We start from the raw sequence: 25,601 nt of genomic DNA on the forward strand, positions 1-25,601 counted from the left end.
AAGCTTCTGCTCTTGTAGGTTTCACAAAGATTACTTTTTAATTGCATGTACGCCATAAACGAATAAATAAATTCCAACTTCAATAATTGAAATAAAGAAAGTCACTGGCAAATTAGTTACATATCCTAAAACTAATCCTGCCCAAACACCAACTAAGGCAATCCCAACTGACCAATATAACATAGCCGGGATTGTTTTGCCTAAATAGCGGGCACTTGAAGACGGCAAAGTTAATAAGATAAAGACCAATAATGATCCAACAACTTGCGCACCAATTGAAACAGCTAAGGCCAAGGCGATTAAAAATACTACCGAAACTAAACTGGTATTAATATGATGGCTAATTGCACCAACATGGTCAAACGAATCATAATTCAACTGTCTTAAAACTAAGAAAATGATTGCTAAAACAAAGAGAGACAGGATAACTAATTGAATAACTCCCTCTCTATCAACGCCAATAATTGAGCCAAACAAGATATTAGTAGCATAGCGACTATTACCACCAGCAATAGCCAAAAATAGCACACCTAGGCCAATGAATAAGGCTGAAATTGCACTTATTGCGGATTCCTTCTGGTCGCTTTTCATTGATAATTCACCAACGCTAATTGAACCAAGCAAGGTAAAGAGAACCATTCCCCATAAAGGAACCCAGCCAATCCACACTGCGAAAGCAGCCCCAGCAAAGCCAATTTCTGAAAGAGTATGGGCTAAAAATGAAAATCCTCTAGCCACAACATATACACCGACTATTCCACAAGTAATGGCAATAAAGGTACTAGCTAGAAATGCATAACGCATAAAATCATACGCAAACATTATTCTTCCCCCACCTCCTCAGTTAAGTCTTTAATTTTACCAGCTACTAGACCTTTGTCTTTAAATAAAAGATAGTCCTTCATATATTTCTTTGCTAAAGGAATATCATGAGTTGTGAATAATACAGTCATTGCATGCTTTTCATTCAAATGCTTAATTAACGACATCAATTCTTCTTTAGCAACAGGATCTAAACTAGCGGTTGCCTCATCTAAAATAATAAAATCTGGCTTGTCTAGTAAGGCTTGAGCTAAATATGCGCGTTGTTTCTGACCACCAGAAGCCTCACCCATTCTGGTATTTTGAATATCTAACAGATGAGTTTCTTTTAAAATTTGATTTACTCTTGTCTTTACTTGGGCATTTTTAAACAAAGGAGTATTGAGTTCTACAAAAGCCCTAATTGAAAGTGGGTAATCAGCATCCAAATTTCTAAACTGAGGCACATAACCAACTTTAGTATCAGTTGCAAATTTAAACGAGCCTGTTGTTGCTTGTAGCATTCCCATTAAAATTCTAATTAGGGTTGTTTTACCTGTACCATTTGCACCAAGTAAGGCCGTCATTGATCCCCTAGTTAAGGCAAAATTCAAGTCCTTAAAAATTACCTTATCTTCAAATTTCATTCCCAGGTCTTTAACAGTTAAGATATTAGTCATCTCACCCTTCCTCTCTTTATTTCATAAACTGATCCTATTTATTTTCGATATTAGCTAGATTTTGATAATTTTCCTTCATCCAAGTTAAGTAAGTAGTGTGATTTGGGATAGTTTCACGAACGTTTAGAACTGGAACACCATTCTTTTTGGCTAGATTAACAAAAGATTTAACCGTTGAGCTGCTTGCCTGCGTATTATTAACAAAAAAGGCTATTTTCTTTTCTTTAATATCAGTATTCATCTTGTTAATCATCTTAGGACTTGGATCTGTACCATTCTCAATGGCTTCTTCAAATTCCTTGTCGCCTATCTTATAACCCGCTTCCTTTAAAGCATAATCAAAAACGGGTTCACTAACAAAGACTGGCTTTTTATTGCTCTTATCAGTCTTAACTAGCTTCTTAATTTTATCAACCTTAGCTAAATACTTTTTACCATTAGCCTTAAAGTAAGCTGCATGCTTCTTATCTAGCTTAGATAAGCGTTTAACTAAATAATCCACATACTTAGTTGGCATATTTAAATTGTACCAAATGTGAGGATTATCGCCGTTCTTTAATCCCATTAAGTCTTCACCAACTAAAACTGGCTTTTTATTAACAGATTTAGCTAACTTATTCATCCATGAGTCATACCCTAAGCCGTTAGCAACAATAATATTTGCCTTAGTTAACTTCTTAGCATCAGCAGTTGTTGGATCAAAATCATGTGGGTCAACACTACTTTTATCAATAATTGCCGTAGCTGTACCATATTTTCCAACAATATTTTTAGCAATGTCTGAATAGACATTAGTTGTTGTAACGATCGAGATCTTATCTGATTGGCTAGCCGCTTCTTTTTTATTGGCACACGCTGTAGTCACAAGCGCTAAAAGTCCCACTAGCCCAATAATAGAAATAATTTTTGTAATTTTAGATTTAAAATTTTGCATATATTTTATCCTCCTGTGCAAAACAAAAAAGCATTAAGTTAGAAAATTCAGCATAAATTCTAACTTAAAGTTAGACTAAGCTACTTTTTTTATTATGTCAATAATTTTTAGATAGACAAATAGCACCAAGACGTCTCAGACTTGATGCTATCAATAAGTGTAAATAATAAAAATTTTGCTGAATTTTTAATTTAATGCTTTTCTCTAAAATTACATCTTTATATAAACATATTTTTATATCTTTGTCAAAAGAGATTATTAAAAATCTTCCTTAACGTGCTGTCTTAAAACATCCAAAATCTTAATTACATGTTTATCTTCTAAACTATAGTACCGCTCCTGCTTAACCTGCTCACTTTTAACAAGTTTAGCTTCCTCTAGTATTCTTAAATGTCTAGAAATAGCCGGCTGACTTACATCGAATTGCTTAACTAAGTTATTTACACTGCTTTTTTGGTGATCATTCAAATAATACAGAATTTGTATTCGAATGGGGTGGTTCAAAGCCCTGGTAACTCGAATAATTTGTTCGTTCAACTCGTTCACCTATCTCAATTTATCATTTAATTATGAGAGTAATTCAAGAATTTTCTTCTGGACGCTTGAATCCTCACTTGATCCAATAATTTGATTTGCTGCCTTTTTAGCTTCAGGCAAGGCTGTTGCTGTCGCAAAACTAGTTCCTACGTACTTAAGCATTGCTTCATCGTTTCCGCTATCACCAAAAGCAATCATCTCACTAGATTTTATCCCTAATTTCTTACCAAGATATTCAAGCCCAACAGCCTTATTCATCCCCTTAGTCTGCATATCAATTGAAGTGCTTGCACCTGCTACAAAATCAATTTGCGAATAAAGTGAACGCAACTCAGATAGAATAACTGGCATGATTTCAGCTGGGACGTTTAAACTAACTTTAAAAATACGATCATCAATTTCTTTAAAGTTATCAACAACTTGAATTTTATTAAAAAATTTAGTCATCTCTTGAGCAAATTTTTCACCATCACTTTTTCTTACGTAAGCACTAGTTACTCCAGCGACAACTGCTTGATATGGCAAATTTGAAACAATTTTCAACATTAAATCATAATCGTCATCAGATAGATCTGCAATTTTAAGAATCTCTTGTCCATGAGCAACTAAAGCACCATTTTCCGCAATAAAGTATATCTTACGATTATAGTCTGGAAAACGTGAAAAAATATTCTCATACTGATTACCACTCGCAACTACAAATTTAATATCGCGATCTTGCATAATTTGAAATTCTTTTTCAAAGAGTTTCTTATCATAAGTCTTATTTTCTTTTAACCAAGTACCATCCATATCAGTTGCGATAAGCTTAATCATTTTTAATCTCACTTTCCACTTTTATTATCCACACTCCACTATACTAAAAAACGCCACCCGGAGGTAGCGTTTTTCACAAAACTATTTTTATGCAACTAGCTTAGTCTAATTCTTCTTACGTTTTCTAGTGCCAGCTAAGCCTAAAATTGACGCAATTGTTGCTAAGCCTAGTCCAATAATTCCTACATTAGCATGTTTATGTCCTGTTTGAGGTAATGAAGCCTCATTAGTCGTTGCTGCTTCTACCTTTCCAGGTTCGTTATGTTCTACAGTTGAGACATTCTTAGCTGTATTATCAATAGAAATATTATCTGGAAGAGTATCAGCGTCAGATTTGTCTGGTTCTGTTGTTTCAGTTGGTTGTTTTTCTGAAACTTCTGGCTGTTCGGATTCTACTGGAGCTTCTGGTTCTTCTGGCTTGTCTGGTTCAACTGGCTCTTCTGGCTTGCCTGGTTCAACTGGTTGCTCTGGTTCTTCCGGCTTACCCGGTTCAACTGGCTTTTCAGGTTCTTCCGGCTTGCCTGGTTCAACTGGTTTTTCAGAATTCTTACTGTAAACTACGGTTTCAGTAATATCCTCAGTATCACTATCTACATTTTCAACACTGCCAATTTCTTTTTTATCGGCCGTGTAGCCAGCAATTTCTGGAGAAATAACCTGTACAAATGTTGTGCCATCAAGTGCAGTCCACTTAATTCCATCAGAAACTTTTCTACCATTTTCATCTAAAATAATGATTTCACCAGTCACTTTATCAATTACCGCTGTACCACGGAATCTTAAAGTTTGAACCACATCATCCTTTGCCTTAGTTCCGTCAGCGTAAACGTACTTGATTGTACGAGTAATGGTCTTATCTAAAGCAATTGAATCAAATGGATATTTCGGACCTTCAGGGTTGTCTGGATTAATTGGATCGTCCTCTGTGAACTTATCATCAGGAGTAACAGTAATTGTACCGTGCTTGAATATCACATAGAAGATCTTAGTTGTTTCGCCAAATTTACCACCAGTGTAACCGTCTTTAACTAGTTCGTAGCCTAAACTTTCGTAGTATTTGATCTTGTCAGCTGTACTGTAATTGATTGACTCATTGTATTTGCCATCAACCGTTGCTGTTTCAAGTGCTTTACCTGTAGTTTCATCAACGTAGATAATTTCAGCTTTCGCTGCATTAGCTGTGTAGACAACTTTAGTTTCAATATTCTTGCTGTCTTGGTTAATTCCTTCAACTGCATTCACAACTGGCTGATCTGGAGTGTAGCCACTAATTGTTGGAGAGATCACTTCAATGAAAGTTGTGCCATCCTTTGCTGTCCAAGTTAACTTACCTGGAATTGGTTTACCATTTTCGTCTAACTTAACATTACCGTTTTCATCTACTTCCACGTATTGGCCAGTTACCTTATCAATCACACCAGAACCAGTGAACGTTAAAGTCTGAGTATGACTTGGTTTAGCTACAGTACCGTCTGCGTAAACGTAGTAAATAGTATGTGTTACATCTTTATTCAAGTTTGCAGAGTCAGTTGGATATTTTGGTCCGTCTGGGTTATCAGGATTGATTGGCTCATCTGGTTTTCCTGGATTATCTGGATTTACTACCACTGTACCATGCTTGAATGTTACATAGAAGGTCTCAGTTGCTTCGCCAAATTCACCACCAGTGTAGCCATCTTTAACTAATTCATAGCCTAAGCTTTCATAGTACTTGATCTTGTCTGCTGTACTATAGTTGATTGTTTCATTGTACTTGCCATCTACTGTATCTACTTCTAGCTCTTTGCCAGTAGTTTCGTCAACATAGATAATTTCAGCTTTTGCTACATTAGCCGTGTAAACAACTTTAGTTTCAATATTCTTGCTGTCTTGGTTAATTCCTTCAACTGCATTCACAACGGTCTTATCTGGAGTGTAGCCACTAATCATTGGAGAAACCACTTCAATGAAAGTTGTACCATCACTAGCTGTCCAAACTAGCTTACCTGGAATCGGCTTACCGTTTGCATCTAACTTAATGTTGCCATTTTCATCAAGAACTACGTATTGGCCAGTTACCTTATCAATCACACCAGAACCTTTGAAAGTTAAAGTTTGTGTATGACTTGGTTTAGCGGTTGTACCATCAGCGTAAACATAGTGAATAGTATGTGTTACATCTTTATTCAAGTTAGCTGAATCGCTTGGGTACTTAGAACCATTTGGATCATCTGGATTAATTGGTTCATCTGGTTTTCCAGGATTTTCTGGATTTACAACTACAGTTCCATGTTTGAATGTTACATAGAATTTCTTAATTGTTTCACCATATTCACCACCAGTATAGCCATCTTTAACTAATTCGTACCCTAAGCTTTCATAGTACTTGATCTTGTCTGCTGTACTATAGTTGATTGTTTCATTGTACTTGCCATCTACTGTAGCTATTTCTAGCTCCTTACCAGTGGTTTCGTCAACGTAGACAATCTCAGCCTTAGCAGAATTAGCTGTGTAAGTTACAGTATGAACATAGTTTTCACTATCATGTGCCACATTTTCAACACCATCGATTTGCACGTGACTAGGTGTATGACCTGTAATTTCTGGAGATGTAACAGCTAAGAAACTGTTTCCAAGCGTAGCCACCCAGTTTAACTTACCAGGAACTGGCTTACCGTCTGCATCTAGCTTAATGTTGCCATCTTCATCAACTTCTACATATTCACCAGTTACTTTATTAATGTGGCCAGATCCTGTAAATGTAATTGTCTGAGTATGGCTTGGATTTGCTGTTGTGCCATCAGCATAAACATAATGAACAGTATGTGTCACATCTTTATTTAAAGCACCGGAATCAGTTGGATATTTAACATCTCCGCCTGGATTAATGTTTTCACCAGGTTTTCCAGGATTTTCTGGATGAACGTGAACTACACCATGTTTAAATGTCACATAGAAAGTCTTAGTTGTCTCACCAAATTCACCGCCATTATAGCCATCTGAAACTAATTCGTAGCCCAAGTTTTCGTAGTATTTAATCTTATCAGCTGTACTGTAATTGATGATATCGCCGTATTTTCCATTTAGCATTACAGCTTCTAGTTCTTTACCAGTAGTCTTATCTACAAAAATAACCTTTGCATCGGCATCATTTGCAGTGTAAGTAACCACAATTACATTGCTTGGCATATCATGGGTCACTTTAGTTCCAGCAACATTAGCTTTGTCGGGTGTATAACCAGTTATAGTCGGGGAGCTCACTTCAGTAAACTTAGGATCTGAAACATTTGCATTCCATACAAGTTTGCCTTCAATTGGTTCCCCATCATCGCCAAGAATAACTTTACCGTTTTCATCAAGAACTACGTATTTTCCAGTTGTCTTATCTACAACTCCATAAGCAGTAAACTTAACAGTTTGCTTGTTACTTTCAGCTGCTGCATTTCCATTTGCATAAACATATTGGATCTCTTGAGTTACTTCTTTGTTGTAATCTTCTGATCCATAGACTGGACTGTCAGGATCTTTAGGATCAATAATGATCAAATCTCTAGTTAAATGAACCTTAAACCTGTTCTTGGCCTCTTCTGCAGAATAGTAGTAATCTTTACCGAATTCGTAATCACTACTTACAAGTTTGTAGCCATTATTTTCAAACATTTTAAGCGTAGCTTCAGGATTTAAATTCCAACTAATGATGTGATCAACCTTACCATTAACAGTATCACTACCGATAACTTTTCCAGTTACATCATCAATATATTGAATCTGAGCAGTTTGCTGATTTGCATAGTAAAGAACTTCCTCAGTGATGTTATCCGAGTTACCACTTACTAAAACTGATTCTACTTGCAACCTATTTGCACCGTATCCTGAAATCTTTGGTGAATTTACTTGAGCAAAAGTATAGTTAGCATTGCCGTCTTCTGCAGTCCAAACAATATCGCTAATCCAAACTTTATCTACAAAGTCATATTGACCTTTTCCAATAAAGCTAACCTTTTGAGTAACAGAACTAGCAGCTACTTGCCCTTTATTAGGACCATCAGCATAGACATATGTAATGACACGATTTACTTCTTTAGTTTGTGAGTTTTCAGCTATTTTATGTTTCAGCGTAATTACATAGTCATTGCAGCCTGGGTTATAGTCTGCATCTCCAAAGACCGTAGTATACCCTAAAGGATTATTCACTAAAATGTAGCCATTATTTTCGTAATTCTTAATGCTGCCTAAGACGTTATCAATAACCTGGTAATTAATTACTTCACCATAATTTCCAGCAATATTGATAGTAGTACCAAGTTGTTTTCGAGATGTTTCATCCCAGAAAACAATTGTTCCTACCTGAGCTTTTTTATCGTAAATGATATTTTCTATCTTTAACTTTTCATTCTGCTCTACTTTATCTGCTGTACTCCACTTTTGATTAGTAGTGTAACCAATGATATCTGGAGATTTAAGAGATTCAAAAGTTGTCTTATCAGCAGTCCATTTTAGACTAGCATTTTTATTAGTAATCTCAGTAGCAATTAAGTCATTACCTACTTGTTGGGTACCAGCAACTAGGACAATATTTCCAGTTACTTTATCGCGATAACCAGTAGCAGTGAAAGTTGCTGTCTGAGTAGTTGAAGGACGTAGCTCATTACCCACTGTATCTACATAGTGAATATCTTTTTGAACTGTTTGCGATTCATTAACTGCTTCAAGCACATGCTTTAATTGAATTTCAAAGTTTAAATCATGTACACCAAACTGTGTTCCAGGTCTATAGTTATTACTAATAACTACATAGCCACTATCAAGCAAACTAGAGAGAGTAGCGTCTAAATCCACAAAGTTAATTTGAGCATGTACTTTTCCAGTAGCGTTTAATTGAGCAAGACTATTACGATCATTGTCCATATCAATAATTGTAATTGTAGCTTTTGCATCTTCACGTAAACGGTAAATTACTTTGATATCTTCACCTGGATTTTCAGGAATTACATATTCAATATCAGCAATGTATCCTGCAATAATTGGCGTATCGGTTCTACCAGCCTCTGTTGGATCAGTTAAGTTATTATTAAACTTCACAGCATCTCCAATTTGATTACCATTTTCATCAACTGGAATAATTGACCCCAAGTCCTTGTAAATAAACTGTACTTCATGAGCTGAGTCAGTTACGAATGGATTTCTTGCAGTAAAGTTATTATGAGTAAATTTAACTGATTTACCAGCTTCTACAGTATGACTTTCAATCACACGATCCATGTTACTGCCGTCATACATAAGAACTTCCATCTTACCTGTAGCATCAATTTGACGGTAAACCACAGTAAAGTCAACTGTTAATTGGTTAACAGTACCTTCTGTTCTATTGCCAGAACTGTAGTAAACCTTCTTGTAGTAACTACCATCACCAAATTGAGAAATAGTTCCAGTAAATAATCCACTAGGAATATTTGAGCCATCTAAATAAAAGCCATCAATTAGTTGTTTGTATTGATCAACATTATCGATAACAAATTCTTGTCCTGTCCAACCAGAAACACTAATATTAGGATATTTATCAGTACCTGGAATTTCAACTAAATTACCATCTTTATTATGGTAGTAGTACTTAATTACAGATTCTTCAGTATGAACTGGAATAATTTCACCAACTGAACTTGCATCCAAGTTAGTAATATTTCCTAGGCCATAGACAATTTTTGTGCTACCCACAACTGTCGTAGCATTACCAACAGGCATTGAACTACCACCAACTGTGATATTAGATTTACCACTGTTTACAATTAAAAAGTCTCTATCGCTAACTTCAATTTTTTTGAAATATCCAGCTTTAATGATATGCTCAGCTATCAGATTTTTATAATCAGCATCAGTCACGTAAGCATATAGATTTTCATCAGTTAAATCATTACGGTTTACAGATAGAATAAGTTTCTTATTACTACTATTCCAAGTTCCAGTATTATTTAAATTCAAAATCTGATATATATACTTGTCATTGCCAATTAAAGCACCAGCTTCTTTGGGATATTTATCTGTATCAGTTGCAGGAATAGTCACAGAAGCCTTACTTTGAACTTCTTTAACATCTGTTTGACCGGTAGTTTGATTGTTTTCTTCTACTACAGTTTCTTCAATTGGAGAAACTGCATTTTCAATCTTCGTTTCAGCTTCAACAGGAGCAGTTTCTGCTACCTTATCTGTAATCTCAGTTTTAGGTACTTCTTCTGTTGCAACTATTTCTGTGCTTTCACTTGAATTATTCGTTTCTACGCTAACTGCCTTATATTCTTCGTTAGCTGTTTGAAGATTTTCCACATTAGTAGTTCCTTCTTCAACAGAAGGAATACTATCGTTTTTGGACTCATTATTTTGTTCATATGAGGGAGTTAAATTAAGCTCAACTGATTGACTATTACTTAAGTGTTCAGTTGCTTCTGTACCTCCCCCATTTGTATTTTGAGCAGTCAGATTATTATCAATTGTTGTATTTTCAACTTCATTGTTTGTTTCTATTGAAGCCACTTTTGCTTGTTCTGCATTCAGAGCTTCACTTTGCTCTTCAGTACTTACTGTATTTTCAACATTTTCTTTTAAGCTATCAGCTAGATTACTTGTTACATTTACACTCTCTTCTTGAGCAACTGTAGTATCAGCTTTAACTGTTCGACCATTAACTCCCATAAAGGTTAACCCAATCAATACAGAGGCAGCCCCTACAGTAAACTTACGAATAGAGAAGCGTGGCTTTTGCGGTCTAATTTTCCGCATTTTTTCACTATAATTGTTCTTGGAAACCATAATTTTACCCTCATACTTCTAGTATTAGGTGAGTATTAAGTTATAGCTTTCATGCTAGCGATTAATTTATATAGTAATCGCTTACTTCACCTTTTATAATATTTATTTTTTACAATAAGTAAGTATACTGAGGATCTATGATCCAATTGTGTACAATTTGTGATTTTTGTGTGAATCTGCGGCTTGCCGATGTTATAAATTATTTGCTATATATCAATACATAATGCGGTACCATAAATACCATAATTTTAATCCTATACAAATCGCAAATTTCTATATGTTATTTAATATACAAAAAAGCAAGATCCGATAAAATTGGAATCTTGCTTTTAAATTAATTATTTTTACTCATCTGGATCTTTAGAAACAGGTTTCTTCCAGAAACTCATGATTAATCCAGCTACAATAGAACCAATAATTGTAGCAACAAAGTAAAGTAGAATGTGGTTAGATAATGGAGATACCCATAATCCACCATGAGGAGCTGGTACTTGAATATGCCATAATCCTACAAGTAAGCCGCCCACTGCAGAACCAATTACACAGGAAGGAATAACACGACCTGGGTCAGCTGCAGCAAATGGAATAGCACCTTCAGTAATGAATGAGAATCCTAGAATCCAGTTTGAAACACCAGCACGACGTTCTTCTTTAGTGTAACGATTCTTAAAGAAAGTAGTACCAATTGCAGTAGCAAATGGAGGAACCATTCCACCTACCATAACAGCTGCCATCATAACAGCTGCAGTTGCAGAATGCGGATCATTAGCAAAAGCACCTGAAGCAAAGACGTAAGCAGCCTTGTTGAAAGGACCACCCATATCGATAGCCATCATCCCTGCTAGGATTAAAGTTAAAATTACGAGGTTTCCAGTCCCCATACTATTCAAGAAGTGGGTAATAGCAAAGTTAATTGAACTAAAGATTGGGTTGATGATGTAGAACATAATCAACGCAATGAAGAGTAAGCCCAAGATTGGGTAGATCAACATTGGCTTCATACCTTCTACAGATTTTGGAAGTTTAGCAAACAACTTCTTCAAGCCAATCATCATATATCCAGCGATAAAACCTGCGGCAATACCACCTAAGAAACCTGCTGGAGATACAGCATGAGCTTGAACATTAACTTGTAAGCCGTTAGTCCCATTAACAATGGCTGCCATGTAACCACCAACAAATCCTGGCATCAAAGCAGGCAAGTCACCGATTGACTCAGCAATATAAGCAGCTAAAACTGGAACCATGAAGGCAAAGGCCAAGTTACCTGCACTGTTTAAGAAAATAAATGCAGGATTCTTAGCACCACCAGCCATATAGTTTTCAACGATAAAGGAGATGGCCATTAAGATACCACCACCAATAACGAATGGAAGCATGTGGCTAATACCACTCATTAAGTTCTTGTAGATCGAAGCCCATAAACCTTGTTTTTCTTTGGCACTATCATCGTTAGCACTAGCATTACTATCAGCATGATAAATCGGAGCTTTATTTTCTAAGATATCTTCAATTAACTCTTGTGGATGATTAATACCATCAACAACAGGCTTCATCACAAGTTCTTTGCCATCAAAACGTGGCATTTCAACTTTCTTATCAGAAGCAATAACAACACCTTTAGCGCGCTTGATCTCTTCAGGAGTAAGTCTGTCTTTCACACCTTCAGAACCATTAGTTTCAATTCGAACATCAACGCCTAATTTCTTACCAGCCTTAATTAAAGCTTCTTGAGCCATATAAGTGTGAGCAATACCATTAATACATGCAGTAACCCCAACAATTAGAGGTTTTTGCTCATTAGCAGGCTTAGCTGCTTCTTTTGCAGCCTCTGCTTTTCTTTTTTCAGCATCAGCCTTATCTTGAGCATCTTTTTCAGCTTCAGCCTTTTTAAAAATATCAATTACTTCTTCTGGCTTAGTTGCTGCCTTCAAAGCATTCACAACATCTGGATTAATTAATAAACTAGATAATTTGGCCAATGCTTGTAAGTGCGTATTATCAGCACCAGCTGGTGCTGTAATCATAAAGAATAAGTGGACTGGTTGACCATCAAGAGAATTATAATCAATTCCCTTAGGACTCTTTGCAAATAAAACAGCAGCACGGTTAATATATTTGTTTCTTGCATGTGGCATCGCAATCCCATCGCCAATACCAGTTGTTGATTCTTTTTCACGAGCCCAAATTGATTTAATGAATTCGTCTTCGTTATTTACAACGTCTTGCTTTACTTCAAGATCAGCCATTTCTTTAATTGCTTCTTCTTGAGTAGTAGCCTTAAGATCCATAATCATTAAATCAGGACTTAAAAGATCTTCAATTTTCATGAAAGTAACTCCTTATCCTAATTTTATTTTTAACTACTTTACTTCTTCAACTGTAATTTGTGGCAAAACAGTATCGATTTGACTCTTAACTGCAATGTCTTCAGTAAATGCAGTAGCTCCGCCGCAAGCAGATCCCACTTTTAATGCTTCAACAACATCATGAGTCTTGTAGTAAGTACCTACGAAACCAGCAATCATTGAATCTCCAGCCCCAACAGAGTTAACTGCAGTACCAACAGCGGCACTTGCATGATAAATGTGGTCCTTAGTTACTAGATAAGCACCATCACCCGCCATAGAAATCATGACATTTTGTGCTCCCATATCTAAAAGCTTCTTAGCTGCTTCAAGCATTTCTTGATCATTTGCAAAGCTTGTATTAAACAAAGCAGCTAATTCATGATGGTTAGGCTTGATAACTAATGGGTGATACTTCAAAGTTGCAAGTAAAGCTTCACCAGTTGTATCAATTGCAAATTCGGCACCGGCTTCTCTAATAGTTGGTAACAATTGCTCATAGAAATCTGTTGGTAAACTTGGTGCTAAACTACCGCTTAATACAACAATATCGCCTTCATTAAGATCATCCAAACGCGCCTTAAATGCAGTAATTTCTTGTTCATCAATCTTTGGACCAGCCGCATTAATTTCAGTTTCTTTTTGAGCATGAACTTTTACATTAACACGGGTATCATCAGAAATAGTTACAAAATCACTTTCAATTTTTTTAACGTTTAATTGGCGAACCAATTCCTTGCCAGTAAAACCACCGACAAAGCCCCAAGCGGTATTATCAACATCAAGTTGGTTTAAGATTTGCGAAACATTAATTCCCTTGCCACCAGCTAAAAATTGACAATCATTTGAACGATTAACGCTACCAGCATCAACCTTTTTTAATTGCATAACATAATCTAATGCTGGATTAACTGTAACAGTATAAATCATGACCGAGCCTCCTCAACTCTGATTTGTTTAGGTAGAAGATTCTTCTTGCCTATATTTAAATGGTTAGTGATGAGTATTGCCTCATTGATATGTGCAAAGCTTGCAAAATTTGCTGCTCCAATCTTACTACTATCCATTAAAACGAAAGCTTCTTTTGCTTGTTCAATAGCAGTCTTTTTTATTCCAGCTTCTGCAGGATCTGGAGTAGTAAATTGCCCTTCTGTTGTTAAACCGTTGGCACCAATAAATGAAACAGATAAATTCATTTCCTGCAGTTGTTTCATTGCAGTATTACCTACCACAGCATGTGTTTCAATCTTCGCCTCGCCCCCTAACAAGCGAGTCTGAATACCATTCTCTAAACATGCTAATGCAATATCAACACCATTGGTCAACACATGTAAATCCTTAATTTCTCGCAAAAATGACACCATTTCATACGTTGTCGTTCCAGCGTCAAGGAAAATATGATCTCCACTAGTAATATGGTTTATTACGGCAAAACGAGCAATTTCACGCTTCTTATCAACATTAAGATTAAATCTAACCTGCTGTTCAACATCGCGTGAATAATCTTGCAATGAACGTGCACCACCATGTACACGTACAATTACACCACGTTTTTCTAATTCAATGAGGTCACGGCGAATTGTTGACTCTGACGACTTAGTCAACTTACATAACTCATTAACACGACAGATACTATGATTATTAATATAACTTGCTATCGCTTGTTGACGTTCTTCAGTCAGCATCGTTCATCATCACCTCGTTTAATATGATAAACGCTTTCAATTATAAAATCAATTATTTTTCTTCAAAATCGGTCATATTCATTCATTATTAGTCATAACTAACTTCATGAAAAGCTAAGCCTAAATAAAAAAGCTAACGACTTAATCGCTAACTTTTAATTTATTATCAAATTTGTATATACTTTTGATCCTTAAAAATAAAGTCTATTTTCTTGTCCATAGCTCTAAGCTCAATTCTTTGATAGATCGGTTGATAGCCATGTTTTTTCAAATTAATACTTGTTCTATTTTTATCAATATTTATCTCATACAAATTATATTCACCATTTTTATAAGCAAAATCAGCACCATTATCCTGATAATGCGTATAGTTACCATGTTCGCCAAACACTCTAAAGATCATCTTTTCATCTGGTTTAGATGAAATATGATTCTTCAATTTTCCCCAAGGCAAAATCGTATCTTTCTTAATAAATAAGGGCAATTTATCAAGCGGCGCATTAACTAAAATTGTATTGTTACCACTATACGTAACATTATTCCAAAAATCAATCCATTCACCTTGCGGTAAATAAACAGATCTAAAGTTTTTCCCTTCTTCAACTACCGGTGCAACTAAAATTCTCGTACCAACCATATATTCATCATTCATATTTTTAACCATTGAATCAGTTGGATAGTTTAAAACTAAAGGTCGCATAAGTGGTAAGCCGTTTTTACTTTCTTTGACAAACAGGTCATAAAGGTAAGGAATAAAGTGATAACGAAGCTGCAAATATTTACGGTACGTTGATAAAGTTGGCTCGCCAAATACCCATGGTTCCTGCGAGCGTGTTCCTAAAGCTGCATGATTTCGAAGAAGTGGACTAAAAATTGCAGCTTCAATCCATCTTGTTAATAATTCAGGTGTAGTATCAGCACCAAATCCGCCAATATCAGTTCCTGCAAATGCAAACCCGCTCATTCCAAGATTGCATAACTGCGGAATCATCATTTGTAGATGAACCCATAAGCTTTGATTATCACCAGTCCAAACAGTAGAATATTTTTGCGTTCCAGCATAAGCAGCACGAGTAATCACGAATGGTCGCTTGCCACTTGCTTTTTTTAAGCCATTATAAGTTGCTTTAGCCATATTATGACCATAAACATTGTGTATTTTACCATGTGTTGATTTTTTATCTTCATCACTAAAAATGATATCTTCAGGAATTTCTCCATTAAATGAAGCTGGTTCATTCATATCATCCCAAATTCCGTCAACGCCTAAGTCAACTAAGAACTTACAATTTTCTGCCCACCATTTTCTAACTGCTTTACGACCAAAATCAGGATAAACCGCATCCCCAGGCCAAACCTTATTAACATAAACTTGACCATTTGGCGCCTTGACAAAATAACCTTTTTTAAGTCCTTCTTGATAAATCTGATAAGATTCATCTTTTTTCACACCCGGGTCAATAATTGTAATAATGTGCAAACCTAATTTATGCAATTTATTGATAAATTTCTTGGGATCGTCATAGGTATCCGTCCGCCAAGTAAAAACACGATAGCCATCCATATAATCAATATCTAAATGAATCGCATCACATGGAAGATGATATTTACGCATTTTATCAACAATTTCTCCCACTTTCTCAGCACTAATGCTGTATCCCCAACGAGACTGTTGATAACCTAAAGTCCATTTCTGCGGCAGCGGCGTTCTACCAGTTAAATAGGTATAGTTTTCAACAACCTTTTTTAAACTACTGCCGCCAATAATGTAATAGTCAATATTTCCATCATCAGCTGCATAGTAGTAATACTTATTGCTTTCTTTTCCTAAATCAAAATAACTATGATACGTATTATCGAAAAAAATTCCATAGGGATGATTGTTTTTTAAACCAATTAAAAATGGAACAGATTTATAAAGTCGCATAAAGCTCTCTACTTGGGGCTCTGGATTATCAGTATTCCAATTTTCATAAGCATAGTGGCGTTTATTTAAAAATCCCGTCTTATCTCCCAAGCCGTAAAACTGTTCGTCTGCTGATAATTCCTTAACTAGTTCATAATAATGACTATTCTTTTTTGTACCAGCTACTACCTCATGTCCTTCAGATTCTGCTAATTTTTGATGAGTGGCATCTACTTGCCGATCAAGCGGAATTCGGTTACCGCGATAATCAATAATTAATGGATTTTCTTGTTCATCGTAAACATCAATTTTTTCATCATCATAAATTTTAATAATTAGTTTTGAAGTCTTCAGTTCAAAATAATTAGCTATTTTTTTAACTTTAAAACTTGTTTCTTTAGTCTTACTTCCTTCAATTGCATAAGAATTATTGCTACACCCGCGATCTTGAAATACACGAACTATTTCAGAAGTTAAAACAGATAAAGTAAGAATGGAATTAGTAAACTTTATTTTAACTTGATTGCGATCGATTATATATTTTTCCAAATTATTTCTATTCATATTCAGCCTCATCATCTTGTATTCGCCTCCAATTTTATCATAAAAAAGACCGCTCTCCTTTTGAACGAAGAGCAGTCATCTAATATAAATTTTTATTCTTTTATTCCTTGCAATGCACGTTTCATATTTTTCCACATGCCATTATCATCAGTTTGTAAAATTAAACTTGGGTAAATTTTTCTAATCCACAAAATCGATCCTATTAAAAATATCACTAAGATTACCATTGAAACCCCAGCTTCTAGATTTGTCGCATTTCCTTTAATTAGCCGAAGTGGCATTAAGAAAGAAGATAAAAATGGTACATAAGACATAATTATTGCAAAAATACTGTCGGGGTTATTAGACAAACTCATGCTGCTGAATAAACCAAGTAAAGTCAAATAAACTAGAGGTTGAACCGCCTTATTAGCATCTTCTGCCTTAGTTACAATTGCACCACAAACCGCAGCATAGACAATATATAGGATCAATCCTAAAATCACGAATACTAATCCCCATGAAATTATTTGTCCTAAAACTTGATCAATTGCCGGTTTTACTTGAGCAAAAGTTTCTTTAACTCTATCAATTTGTGGAGCTAAATAATAAAATCCAGAAAACATTAGTGCATAAATTATTAATTGTGTAAGAATTTCCATGAAAATCCCTAAAACTTTACCATCAAAATAATTTCCACCTGGCATACTTGAAAAGATCATTTCCATGATCTTAGTCCCTTTTTCACTGGCAATATCTTGCGCCATAATAGTGCTATAAGTCTGAACCAAAAAGTACAAAACAAAAATCAAAATCCAAAAAGTAGCCGTTTTCAAATTTTTCTCATCATTTGCATCCAGCTTTTTACTATTAGTTTTTTCAGTAAATTTAACTTTTTGAGAAAGTGATTTTAGCTGCTGCTCACTAAGTTTTGCATTCTTTAGATTAAGTACTTGTTGCTGGGCGTTTAAGCCTCGCATCAATTCTTCTTTAAGATCACTATCAAGTCTTTCCGTACCATAGTAAGTCGCTTCTAACTGAGCAAAAGTATTTTCAACGACAATATAGCCGCTAACGTCTCCAGCCTGATATGCTTTTTCAGCTTTTGTCTTATTCTTATACATATCAAAATCTTTGGTTTTCTTTAAAGGCTGAGCTAAACCCTCGTTTTGGCTCACAATACCCACTTTTGTATTATCGTCAAAAGCCGAAGACGAACTCATTCCAAAGAAAAATGAAATAATTAACACAATAAATGGTGCAAAAATCATCAATAAAAATGACCAATTTTTAACTTCCCTGCGGTAGGTTTCTTTAGCTACTAACCAAGTCTTATTCATTATTTTCACCGGCTTTCAATTTAAAGATTTCATCTAAAGTTGGTGGTTCTTGATCAAAAGTTTGCAAATATTCTCCATGAGACAAAATTTTAAAAATTTCTTGGCCATAATTAGCTGCTGCTAGCCAAAGCTTATAAATACCATTATTTTGTAAAATAGCATTTTCTACCCCAGGTAATTTCTTGACCTCATCAAGTCCTAAATCTGTCCTAATAAATAGACGTGTTAGGCCAAAATTATTTCGCACTTCATTTACCATACCATTTAAAACAAGATGACCATTGTTAATCATCACTACATCATCACATAATTCTTCAACATTAGACATATCATGATCAGAAAATATAATTGTTGCACCACGCCTTTTTTCTTGGAGAATTACATTTTTAATTATTTCAACATTTACGGGATCTAAACCACTGAATGGCTCATCTAAAATAATTAAATTTGGCTGGTGAATAAGTGTTGCAATTAGTTGAATCTTTTGTTGGTTTCCTTTAGATAGGCTCTTGATTTTATCAGTAGTCTTGCCCTTAACTTCTAATTTCTGCATCCAGTCTTGCAAATCATGCTTTACAGTATCTTTTTTCATACCTTTTAAACTAGCTAAAAAACTTACTTGGTCTAAAACTGTCAGTTTAGGCATTAAACTACGCTCTTCTGGCAAATACCCCACAGAATTGTAGTCACGGCTTGAAAAAGAATGATTATCAATAGTAATTTTGCCCTGATACTTAACAAACTTCAGAATGCTATGAAAAAGAGTAGTTTTTCCTGAGCCATTTTTACCGATTAAGCCTAATATTTTTCCATTATCTGCTTTGAAGTTAATATCAAATAAAACTTGTTTACTTCCAAAGCTTTTATTCAAATTTTTTACTTGTAACATAGCTTTTTCTTTCTAAATAAATTCTATTAAAGTTATGCCCAATTATATCAATATTCCTCCTAGAAATCTTTTTTTATATCAAAAAAGCCTCTCAGCTGTCTAAATCTGAGAGGCTTTACTTTATTTATACATATATTTTGCAGTTGCTTCTTTAGGATCCATTCCATTACGAATCTTCAAAGCAAGTTCAATTGAAACATCAGCAATAATTGACTGAGGATCAATCACATTATAAGGATGATCTTGTGCCTTTTCTTGAGCAAGCGATAATTCCGTACATCCCAATAAAATTACATTGCAACCATATTTATCATGCATTGTCTTCAAGATCTTATGATACAAATCATGATCAACAATACCCTTTTCCTTAATATCACTGTAAATTAATTCATTGACCATAGGCTGAATTTCGGGACCACCTAATTCTACCTTCTTGCCAACGCGTTCTAATTCGTCCACATACAAATGATCATAGATAGAACCTTCAGTTGCAATTAAGCCAATTTTTTCTTCCTTAGGAAAATCATCTACAAATTTATGCACAGCAATCCGCATCATGTGTAAAAATGGTACATCAGTTAATGCAGCCAAATCGTCATAAAAATAATGTGCGGTATTACATGGCATTACAAAGAAATCAGGATTAAGCTTCGCTTGACTTAAAACATCATCTTTTAAATCATAGAAAAAGTTAGGCTTACTATGATCCATGATATAAGCAGTTCGATCGGGAATTTGAGCATCATTTACTAAAATATAATTCAAATAATCTTGGTCTTTAGCGATTTTAACTCGGTGATTAATTAAGCGGACATAACTTTCAGTTGCGATTGTCCCCATTCCGCCAATAATTGAGAAAAAGTGCTTCATAACTATTCCTCATCGTCTTTTTCTAATTCATTAATTACACTTTCAGCCACTTTAATATCAGTTGGATATGGTGTATCTACTCCGCGAATCTTTTGGAATGGATCTGCACCCTTCCCGCAAATTAAAACAATATCATCTTTATTAGACATTGCAATTGCATCATGAATTGCTTTTTCACGGTCTAATTCAATTGTGACATCAACTTTTTCATGATCAATGCCAGCATCAATTTCTTGAGCAATATCCATTGGGTCTTCAAAACCAGGATCATCGGTAGTCAAAAATGCCTTATTTGCATATGCAGTCAAACTTTCACTAAATCCAGGGCGACGTGATACTCCCTTATCCCCAGGAGCTCCAACAACTACAATGATCTTTGGATTATTGAATTCACGTTGCATAAAGCTCATTAAGGCTATCATTGAGGCCTTATTATGTGCATAGTCAACGATAACTGTTCCATGGTTCTTTGATGGTAAAGTTTCCATTCGACCTGGAATTGTTACGTGACGAATTCCTTTAGCACACTCTGCATAGCTTTCACCAGCAAGACCAGCACCAATAATTGCAGCAGTACCATTCATCTCGTTGAAGTCACCAATCATTTGAAGAGTGTAATCTCCAGCGATTGGTAATTTCTTAGCTTTTTCAGAAGCACAGAATAACTTAAATTCAGTTTCCTTCATGTCTGTTTCAACTGATTGGAAACGGAAATCAATTGGTTGTTTTAAGTTAGGATTTTCGAAATCATTTCTAGCAAACAAATAGATACTATCTGGATTAGTAGTCGTAGTTGCTGCTGCATAAATTTCATCAAAGTGGTCTGACATTGCGTTAATAATACACTTACGCGAGTTAACCATTAATTGTAATTTACAATGCAGATAATCTGCGAAGTTAGGGTGTTCATTTGGACCGATATGGTCTGGAGTAATATTTAAGAAAAATCCTAGATCATAGGTTAAACCAAAGACACGATTTTTCTTATAAGCTTGACTAGAAACTTCCATTACCAAATGAGTCATACCATTATCAACAGCTGTTCTCATATCACGGAACAAGTCTAAACTTTCAGGCGTAGTCAAACTAGACTTGAACTTATCTTCAGGCTTTGGTCCGACAATATCATCTACTGATGAAAATAAAGCTGTTCGACCCCCGTTAATTTGGTCAAGCATCCCTTTCAAGAAATAAGCAGATGTAGTTTTACCTTTTGTACCAGTGAAGGCTACAACATATAAATCATCTTGCGGGAATCTGTAAAAAGCAGCCGATAAAAGAGCCATGGCTTTAGTTACGTCTCTAACAACTAAAGCATGCATTCCTTTACCTTCTGGATATGGTTGTTCTGCTACATAACAAGTAGCTCCACTATCTTTAGCCATTGATAAATAAGTAGGTCTAAAGCCTTTACCCTTACAGAAAAACAAGGTATTTGTTTTTATATCACGTGAATCATATGAAATATAATTCATTTTAGTTGGAACCGCATCTTGTACTGCACTTGACTTAAGCAAGTGGTGTTCCTTCAAAATTAAGATGCAAGTGTTTAAAGAAATGCTAGAATCGCTCATTTTTTCTCCCCAATTTTTTAATCAATTCAGCCTAAATTATAGCACACCATCATTTTGCTTTGGGGCTATTGAGTGGTAGTTGAATAATAAAACTAGTTAATTCTGATGTTGACTGACACTTAATTGTCCCGCCATGTAAGTCAACAATACTTTTCGTAATCGCTAAACCTAATCCAGTACCGCCGGTTTTTAAATTTCTTGAACTTTCTACTCGATAGAAGCGATCAAAGATTTTTTGCAAAGAATTCTTAGGTATCTGCTCCCCATTATTTTCAACTCTAAGTTCTACAAACTTATTATTCACCTTATTGGCAATTAAATTAATTTCAGTTGCGCCATGACCATATTTCAAGGCGTTTGAAATCAAATTATTTAGCATTCGCACAATCATTTTAGCATCAGCATCAATTACTAAATCTCTTGGTCGTGTTACTACATTAAAGGTAATGTTTTTCTTTTCTGCTTCTAATTCAAAACCAGCTGCTACCTGTTCAAGCATTGAATTAACATGGAGCGGTGCTAAGACTAGTTTATTATTCGTTGACGAACGAAGCGTAGTGTATTCAAATAAGTCTTCAGCTAAAGCTTTCATTTGGAGAGCTTTATCATAGGCGATTTTAATATATTTAGCTTGATCCTCATTTAGTTCGCTACTCTTTAATAAACCCAAGTAGCCTATAATTGAAGTTAGCGGTGTTCTGATATCATGAGATACGTTAGTAATCAAATCATCCTTTGATTGCTCAATCTGGCGCTCTTCTTCCATTGAAGCTACGGTACTATCAACTAAAGCGTTAATTGAATCGATTACCTTTTGTAAATCTGTCTTTACTACAAAAGGAATTCGATGATCAAAGTGACCATCAGCTATATAATGTAATTCTTCAATAACATGCCGCAGTTGCATTTGACGATATCTCCTAATTAATCGCCAATAAACAACAATGGCATCGCCCACTAACATAACACCAACAAAAAGTCGTTGCCAAGACCATAAATGCATTCCATTAGCAAAAGTAATTGTCTTTTTGAGAAAGAATATACCATTTTCTAAACGTGGATCATTCAATACTGCCAAATTAAGCAAAATAATAATCGAAAGATTCAATAGCAAAAGCAGAATAACAGTTATAACACCTTCGCCAAATAATTCACTTTTTTCTTTCGTGGTTAGGATTACTTTTTGTTTTTTCATCCTTCCTAAGCCTCTACTTTATAGCCTACTCCCCAAACTGTTTGGATAACTTCTTCTCCATCAGTTGCTTTTTGAATCTTATCACGCAAGTGAGAAACGTGAACCATAACTGTTTTAGCTGAAACAACCGATTCTTGTTGCCATACTCTTTCAAAAATTTCATCTGCACTAAATACGCGATTAGGATGACTAGCAAGCATATATAAAATTCCAAACTCTAAAGCAGTTAATTGAATAACTTTCCCTGTTAAAGTCTTAACTTCATGTGAGTCCTTATTAATTACTAAGGGTCCTACTTCTAATACATCTGGCTTGTCGTCTTTGACTTCTTTTTGACTGCGACGGAGCAATGATCTTACTCGCGCCATTACTTCTAATGGGTTAAATGGCTTAACAACATAATCATCTGCTCCAGTAATCAATCCTTGAATTTTATCCATATCGCTAGTCTTAGCTGAAACAACTAAAATTGGAATTTCTGAATCTTTTCTAACCTCTTTAATAACTTCAATTCCCGACCTTTGTGGCATCATAATATCAAGAATCATCAATGCAATCTCTGGATTAGTAGAAAGTTTAGTTAAGGCTTCTTTACCACTATAAGCGGCAATTGGTTCATAACCTTCATTTTTTAAATATATACTTAATAATTCAACGATTTCTTTATCATCATCAACAACTAAGATCTTCATGAGGAATGTCTCCTTATTCTATATTTATCACGTAAAAAAACTATTATTAATATTTTACCTGTTTTACATCTATTTACCTAAATTAAACCACGTTTTTAAAGAATCATAAAAAATGAACCCTAGAAAAAATATCTAGAGTTCATTTTCTAACTAATCTAATTCTTTTTTACCAGTATACAACTCGTAATAATAGCCTTTTTGCTTCAAAAGTTCTTCGTGATTACCACGTTCAATAATATGACCATGATCCAGAACTAAAATGAGGTCTGAGTTAACAATGGTTGATAAACGGTGGGCGATCACAAAACTAGTTCTACCAGCAAGCAAGTTATCCATCCCTGCTTGAACCATTCGTTCAGTCCTAGTATCAATACTTGATGTTGCTTCATCTAAGATCATCACCGGTTCATCAGCAATCATGGCTCTAGCAATACTTAATAACTGCATTTGACCTTGTGACAAATCGCCACCATCTCCATCAATTACAGTCTCATATCCATCATCTAGCTCATGAATAAATTCATCAGCATGTGCTAAACGAGCAGCTTGATAAACCTCGTCATCACTCGCATTTGGTTTTCCAAATCGAATATTGTCCATGATTGTACCAGTAAAGAGGTGCGTTTCTTGTAAAACAATCGATAAAGAATGGCGTAAATCATTTTTTCTAATTTGAGAAATTGGAACGCCATCATACGTAATCTTTCCAGACTGAATCTCATAGAAACGATTAAGCATATTAGAAATAGTCGTCTTACCAGCACCAGTTTCACCGACTAAGGCAACTTTCATACCCGGTTTAGCATCAATATTAATATCGTGCAAAATTTGCTTTTCAGGAACATATGAAAAGTTCACATGATCAAAAACAATATGTCCTTTAATTGGAACTTTTTTAATATCACCATTCTTCTCAGGAACATCCCAATACCAACTATTTTTAACGTCGGGATTGGCCGACATAATAACGTCGCCATTATCAACTTCCGAAGGCTCATCTTCTAACTCAAAAATTCTCTGCGCACCAGCTAAAGCCAAAACGATTGAATTCAATTGCTGTGAAATCTGAGCAATCGGCATACTAAATTGCCGCGATAATTGTAAGAAAGAAGCAATTGCACCTAAAGTCAATGGTGCCCAGCCGTTAATTGCTGCAGCTCCTCCGATAAAGGCAATTAATACGTACAATAAATTTCCCATATTACCCATAATTGGGAACAAAACGGTCGCATAAGTATTAGCCTTCCCAGATGCTCCACGCAGTTCTTCATTAAATTTATCAAAGCCCTCTTCAGCTTCAGGTTCATGTGAAAAGACCTTAATGACTTTTAAACCATTAAGCATTTCTTCGTCATAACCGTTAATTTGACCTAATTTATTTTGTTGAACCTTGAAGTAGTAGCTAGACTTCACAGTTAAAAATCTAACAATTCCAAATGATAGACCAAAAATAATAAAAGAGAATAAAGTCAATTGCCAGCTTAAACTGAACATTGCCACAATAACAAAAATCAAACTTAGAGCTGAATTCAAAAATTGTGGTAGCGATTGTGAGATCATCTGCATTAAGGTGTCGATATCATTAGTATAGCGACTCATGATATCACCATAATTATTTTGATCAAAGTAAGCAATCGGCAGAGATTCCATGTGGGTAAATGTCTCATTACGAACCCGGAATTGAACTTTTTGAGCTAACACTCCCATTAGCATGCTAAAAAGATAGTTAGAAATAAAGCCAATTGCATAAATTCCAAACATTACTAAAATTGCATTCAGTAATGGACCATAGTTAGGAACCTTTTCATGCAGTAAGGGAGTAACATATGTATCAATTAATCGCTCAATGAATAAGGATCCAATTACCGCTGATCCAGCTGCCAAAATGATAGTAATTACTGAAACGATTAACATCCAAGGACTAGTAGTTAAGACTACTTTTAGCAGACGACCTAAAACTTTAAGACGATTTCCTTTAGTTTGTTGTTTTGCTTGATCCATAAAGTTC

17 protein-coding genes are annotated in these 25,601 nt (G+C 35.1%); all 17 read right to left on the minus strand.

The genetic code is table 11. From position 1 onward, the window contains the following. Positions 1-30 precede the first annotated feature (30 nt). Complete coding sequence (locus LpgJCM5343_RS08540; protein ID WP_003649965.1) at positions 31-822, minus strand: metal ABC transporter permease; 792 nt, start codon at positions 820-822, stop codon at positions 31-33. Then, positions 822-1,481 carry a metal ABC transporter ATP-binding protein gene (locus LpgJCM5343_RS08545; protein WP_003649964.1) on the minus strand — a complete coding sequence of 220 codons (660 nt, stop codon included), beginning with the start codon at positions 1,479-1,481 and terminating at the stop codon, positions 822-824. Before LpgJCM5343_RS08545 ends, LpgJCM5343_RS08540 begins: the two co-directional genes overlap by 1 nt. A 34-nt stretch (positions 1,482-1,515) precedes the next feature. After that, entirely contained in the window at positions 1,516-2,415 is a 900-nt protein-coding gene (locus LpgJCM5343_RS08550) for a metal ABC transporter solute-binding protein, Zn/Mn family (protein WP_101891055.1), read from the minus strand. Positions 2,416-2,673: 258 nt separating this feature from the next. Continuing rightward, on the minus strand, positions 2,674-2,952 hold the full coding sequence (locus LpgJCM5343_RS08555; RefSeq protein ID WP_020807075.1) for an ArsR/SmtB family transcription factor: 279 nt from the start codon (positions 2,950-2,952) through the stop codon (positions 2,674-2,676). 30 nt (positions 2,953-2,982) lie between these two features. Beyond that, positions 2,983-3,768 (minus strand): Cof-type HAD-IIB family hydrolase, encoded by a 786-nt coding sequence (locus LpgJCM5343_RS08560; protein ID WP_077959489.1) that lies wholly within the window; start codon positions 3,766-3,768, stop codon positions 2,983-2,985. 105 nt (positions 3,769-3,873) lie between these two features. Next, entirely contained in the window at positions 3,874-10,551 is a 6,678-nt protein-coding gene (locus LpgJCM5343_RS08565; protein WP_101891056.1) for a mucin-binding protein, read from the minus strand. Between the two features lie 344 nt (positions 10,552-10,895). Then, entirely contained in the window at positions 10,896-12,881 is a 1,986-nt protein-coding gene (locus LpgJCM5343_RS08570; RefSeq protein WP_003652109.1) for a PTS fructose transporter subunit IIABC, read from the minus strand. 33 nt (positions 12,882-12,914) lie between these two features. Continuing rightward, on the minus strand, positions 12,915-13,829 hold the full coding sequence (gene pfkB, locus LpgJCM5343_RS08575; RefSeq protein WP_077959492.1) for a 1-phosphofructokinase: 915 nt from the start codon (positions 13,827-13,829) through the stop codon (positions 12,915-12,917). Further along, positions 13,826-14,584 carry a DeoR/GlpR family DNA-binding transcription regulator gene (locus tag LpgJCM5343_RS08580; RefSeq protein WP_003652113.1) on the minus strand — a complete coding sequence of 253 codons (759 nt, stop codon included), beginning with the start codon at positions 14,582-14,584 and terminating at the stop codon, positions 13,826-13,828. Before LpgJCM5343_RS08580 ends, pfkB begins: the two co-directional genes overlap by 4 nt. A gap of 166 nt (positions 14,585-14,750) precedes the next feature. After that, entirely contained in the window at positions 14,751-17,054 is a 2,304-nt protein-coding gene (locus LpgJCM5343_RS08585; protein ID WP_113532469.1) for a glycoside hydrolase family 31 protein, read from the minus strand. A gap of 92 nt (positions 17,055-17,146) precedes the next feature. Then, complete coding sequence (locus tag LpgJCM5343_RS08590) at positions 17,147-18,373, minus strand: ABC transporter permease (RefSeq protein WP_101891058.1); 1,227 nt, start codon at positions 18,371-18,373, stop codon at positions 17,147-17,149. After that, positions 18,366-19,262 (minus strand): ABC transporter ATP-binding protein, encoded by an 897-nt coding sequence (locus LpgJCM5343_RS08595; RefSeq protein WP_077959495.1) that lies wholly within the window; start codon positions 19,260-19,262, stop codon positions 18,366-18,368. The genes LpgJCM5343_RS08590 and LpgJCM5343_RS08595 overlap by 8 nt, the downstream gene beginning before the upstream one ends. Positions 19,263-19,382: 120 nt before the next feature. Next, positions 19,383-20,132: an aspartate/glutamate racemase family protein gene (locus LpgJCM5343_RS08600; protein WP_113576219.1), complete on the minus strand. Its 750-nt coding sequence runs from the start codon at positions 20,130-20,132 to the stop codon at positions 19,383-19,385. A 2-nt stretch (positions 20,133-20,134) separates the two neighbouring features. Next, positions 20,135-21,706, minus strand: a complete 1,572-nt coding sequence (locus LpgJCM5343_RS08605; RefSeq protein WP_003649952.1) for a UDP-N-acetylmuramoyl-L-alanyl-D-glutamate--2,6-diaminopimelate ligase — start codon at positions 21,704-21,706, stop codon at positions 20,135-20,137. A gap of 49 nt (positions 21,707-21,755) precedes the next feature. Next, positions 21,756-22,901 (minus strand): sensor histidine kinase, encoded by a 1,146-nt coding sequence (locus LpgJCM5343_RS08610; protein ID WP_101891059.1) that lies wholly within the window; start codon positions 22,899-22,901, stop codon positions 21,756-21,758. Between the two features lie 5 nt (positions 22,902-22,906). Continuing rightward, positions 22,907-23,593: a response regulator transcription factor CroR gene (gene croR / locus LpgJCM5343_RS08615; protein ID WP_113576218.1), complete on the minus strand. Its 687-nt coding sequence runs from the start codon at positions 23,591-23,593 to the stop codon at positions 22,907-22,909. 150 nt (positions 23,594-23,743) lie between these two features. Further along, the gene (locus LpgJCM5343_RS08620) at positions 23,744-25,594 is read right to left on the minus strand and encodes an ABC transporter ATP-binding protein (protein WP_020807081.1); all 1,851 of its coding nucleotides are present in this window, start codon (positions 25,592-25,594) and stop codon (positions 23,744-23,746) included. Positions 25,595-25,601 lie beyond the last annotated feature (7 nt).

The sequence above is a fragment of the Lactobacillus paragasseri genome, from assembly GCF_003584685.1.
Classification (GTDB): Bacteria; Bacillota; Bacilli; order Lactobacillales; family Lactobacillaceae; genus Lactobacillus; species Lactobacillus paragasseri.

Excerpts from the sequence above, each read along its gene's own strand:
- LpgJCM5343_RS08540 (WP_003649965.1), bottom strand. The coding sequence starts at position 822 with ATGTTTGCGTATGATTTTATGCGTTATGCATTTCTAGCTAGTACCTTT.
- LpgJCM5343_RS08545 (WP_003649964.1), bottom strand. The coding sequence starts at position 1,481 with ATGACTAATATCTTAACTGTTAAAGACCTGGGAATGAAATTTGAAGAT.
- LpgJCM5343_RS08550 (WP_101891055.1), bottom strand. The coding sequence starts at position 2,415 with ATGCAAAATTTTAAATCTAAAATTACAAAAATTATTTCTATTATTGGG.
- LpgJCM5343_RS08560 (WP_077959489.1), bottom strand. The coding sequence starts at position 3,768 with ATGATTAAGCTTATCGCAACTGATATGGATGGTACTTGGTTAAAAGAA.
- LpgJCM5343_RS08565 (WP_101891056.1), bottom strand. The coding sequence starts at position 10,551 with ATGGTTTCCAAGAACAATTATAGTGAAAAAATGCGGAAAATTAGACCG.
- LpgJCM5343_RS08570 (WP_003652109.1), bottom strand. The coding sequence starts at position 12,881 with ATGAAAATTGAAGATCTTTTAAGTCCTGATTTAATGATTATGGATCTT.
- pfkB (WP_077959492.1), bottom strand. The coding sequence starts at position 13,829 with ATGATTTATACTGTTACAGTTAATCCAGCATTAGATTATGTTATGCAA.
- LpgJCM5343_RS08580 (WP_003652113.1), bottom strand. The coding sequence starts at position 14,584 with ATGCTGACTGAAGAACGTCAACAAGCGATAGCAAGTTATATTAATAAT.
- LpgJCM5343_RS08585 (WP_113532469.1), bottom strand. The coding sequence starts at position 17,054 with ATGAATAGAAATAATTTGGAAAAATATATAATCGATCGCAATCAAGTT.
- LpgJCM5343_RS08590 (WP_101891058.1), bottom strand. The coding sequence starts at position 18,373 with ATGAATAAGACTTGGTTAGTAGCTAAAGAAACCTACCGCAGGGAAGTT.
- LpgJCM5343_RS08595 (WP_077959495.1), bottom strand. The coding sequence starts at position 19,262 with ATGTTACAAGTAAAAAATTTGAATAAAAGCTTTGGAAGTAAACAAGTT.
- LpgJCM5343_RS08600 (WP_113576219.1), bottom strand. The coding sequence starts at position 20,132 with ATGAAGCACTTTTTCTCAATTATTGGCGGAATGGGGACAATCGCAACT.
- LpgJCM5343_RS08605 (WP_003649952.1), bottom strand. The coding sequence starts at position 21,706 with ATGAGCGATTCTAGCATTTCTTTAAACACTTGCATCTTAATTTTGAAG.
- LpgJCM5343_RS08610 (WP_101891059.1), bottom strand. The coding sequence starts at position 22,901 with ATGAAAAAACAAAAAGTAATCCTAACCACGAAAGAAAAAAGTGAATTA.
- croR (WP_113576218.1), bottom strand. The coding sequence starts at position 23,593 with ATGAAGATCTTAGTTGTTGATGATGATAAAGAAATCGTTGAATTATTA.
- LpgJCM5343_RS08620 (WP_020807081.1), bottom strand. The coding sequence starts at position 25,594 with ATGGATCAAGCAAAACAACAAACTAAAGGAAATCGTCTTAAAGTTTTA.